Below are 1,831 nucleotides of genomic sequence, written 5' to 3'. Positions count from 1 at the left end.
AAGGGGAGGCTTGAGACCTTATTTTTTGGTCAGAAAGTTGAAATGAAATCTGCGTTCTGATTACAAATTCTTACACACCGATGTTAAGTTCTATTAACTAGCTATCAGCTTTTACAGCTCTGGGTAAAACATCCCCGGTTTCTATAAACCGGAAGGTACGCGGAGGGGTATCAGTCCCCTTCTAAACCTTTACTGCTGAGGTGCTGACTGCTGAGGTGCTGACCGCTTTTTTAACTTTGATTAGAAATGCGTGCTTGTTCCTTGATAAAAGACTCTACAAGTGCCACATCTTCTTTACTACCAATTACCAATGGTGTACGTTGATGTAGTTCATTTGCTACAACATCCAATATTTCTTCAGTACCCGTACTAGCTCTACCACCAGCTTGTTCTATTAAATAAGCCATAGGTGCTGATTCATATAGCAGGCGTAATTTTCCTTCTGGCTTTTTCACTGTACCAGGGTATAAAAATACACCACCTTGGTATAAAATTCGATGAAAGTCTCCAACTAATGCACCACCATAACGGGCAGTATAACCTTCATGGCGATGAACATAGCGGATATAATCCCGCATAGAATCATCCCACTGCCAAAAGTTACCTTCGTTGACACTATATATTGGGCCGTGGTCTGGAGTTTTAATATTCTCATTGGCCAGAATAAACTCTCCCAAACTAGGGTCAAGAGTAAATGCGTGAACTCCAGTACCAATGGAATATACTAGCATTGTGCTAGGGCCATACAAAATATAACCAGCAGCAATTTGTTTACGTCCACTTTGGAGTAAATCTTGAGCGGAACCATCTTCATCGTTGCCTTCTTGTTGGCGAATAGAGAAGATAGACCCCACGTTTAAATTTATGTCTAAATTAGAGGAACCATCTAGAGGGTCGTAAAGCAATGTATAGCGACCTACTGGACAGTTTTCTGGAATATAATAGGGTTTTTCCATCTCTTCGGATGCCAAGCGACAGACAAGGCCACTTTGCTTGAATACCGAAATAAATACGTCATTGGCATAGATATCCATCTTTTTGACGGATTCTCCCTGGACATTAACTGTGCCAGTAAACCCTAAAGCGTCTTCTACTAATCCAGCGCGGGTCAAGCGACGAGCGATTAACTTGCCTGCTAAAGCAATTCGATTCATCAGAGCGCTGATATCTTGAGCATCTGGTGAAAAGCTATTGAGTTGCTGTAGAACGTGACGTGATAAGGTTGTACAGTCACGATCTAATACCTGTGTTTCCTCCAGACGAATGTGGAGGTTTTCCTGGGTATTGACCATAAGTTTATAGTTCCTCCATAATTTATTAGTTCCAGTGGTGATATAGATGATTTGCAAAGGCTTTACCTTTACTTGGACTTCTATTACTGGATGTGTCTAACGTTCATCTTATTTAGGCTTGAGCAAGAGGAGGCTAAATTTTATATGAACTTTAGATAGTTATTTGCTTTGTGAAGAGTAAAAAGCAAATTTTAAAAGTCAAAAGTTAAAAATATATAAATGTTTCTAGTGTAAGCATTTCTTGGGGAATGCTTACAATTGTGAGAAGCACCAAAAAGTTTCAAATAATTCAAATAATATATCAAACAATATAATTAATATCTGCTCCTATTCGTTCCAGTAAATGATTAACCACACCAATTTTCTTAGCTTTTAACAACCACTTAATTCCCATATCTTCATCACCCATGAAATATTCTGCTTTAGCAATATAACAGCTACAAAAAGCAATAATTTTTGGTTTGTTATCTGGTGCAGTAAATGGTAATAGCATTTCTTTTCCTACTGCATAATTTTTTATCTCTACTAAAATAGCACCT

2 protein-coding genes are annotated in these 1,831 nt (G+C 38.3%); both read right to left on the bottom strand.

Annotated features, from left to right (window positions below; all coding sequences use genetic code 11):
* Positions 1-230 precede the first annotated feature (230 nt).
* Positions 231-1,292 carry a class 1 fructose-bisphosphatase gene (fbp, locus tag AC3DU7_RS02630; protein ID WP_488037815.1) on the bottom strand — a complete coding sequence of 354 codons (1,062 nt, stop codon included), beginning with the start codon at positions 1,290-1,292 and terminating at the stop codon, positions 231-233.
* Between the two features lie 301 nt (positions 1,293-1,593).
* Positions 1,594-1,831 (bottom strand): hypothetical protein (locus tag AC3DU7_RS02625; RefSeq protein ID WP_488037814.1); only part of this gene is annotated, 238 nt, incomplete at its 5' end.

Source organism: Okeania sp. (genome assembly GCF_983059655.1).
This window is presented reverse-complemented; position numbering and strand designations above follow the sequence as displayed.

What these genes read in the sequence shown, in the direction of transcription:
- fbp (WP_488037815.1), bottom strand. Translation starts at nt 1,292, where the DNA reads ATGGTCAATACCCAGGAAAACCTCCACATTCGTCTGGAGGAAACACAG.